At 69.2% G+C, this 250-nt stretch carries 1 protein-coding gene; it reads left to right on the top strand.

Going from position 1 to position 250, the window contains the following annotated elements; all coding sequences use genetic code 11:
* Positions 1-39: 39 nt before the first annotated feature.
* On the top strand, positions 40-250 hold a 211-nt coding region (gene sepH / locus FJ658_RS15475), incomplete at its 3' end, for a septation protein SepH (protein WP_141146239.1).

Here is a 250-nt window from a genome sequence, read left to right as displayed (position 1 = left end):
ATCCTGACCTCGGATCATGACGGCTGGAGGTCGTTCCGCATGCAAGAGCTCAAGGTCATCGGAGTCGAGAACGGCTCGCTCCTGGTCGCCTCCGACGACGGGGACGAGTACCGCGTCGAGGTCGACGAGACCGTGCAGTCGCGGCTGCGCGCCTCGATGCCCGACCCCGGTCCCCTGCGACGACTCGCTCCCCGCGAGATCCAGGCCCAGATCCGGGCCGGCATGACGGCCGAGGACGTGGCCCGGGTGA

Source organism: Schumannella sp. 10F1B-5-1, from assembly GCF_006517535.1.
Classification (GTDB): domain Bacteria; phylum Actinomycetota; class Actinomycetes; order Actinomycetales; family Microbacteriaceae; genus Schumannella.
The sequence above is the reverse complement of the archived record's forward strand: the minus strand, read 5'-3'. Positions and strand labels throughout refer to the sequence as shown.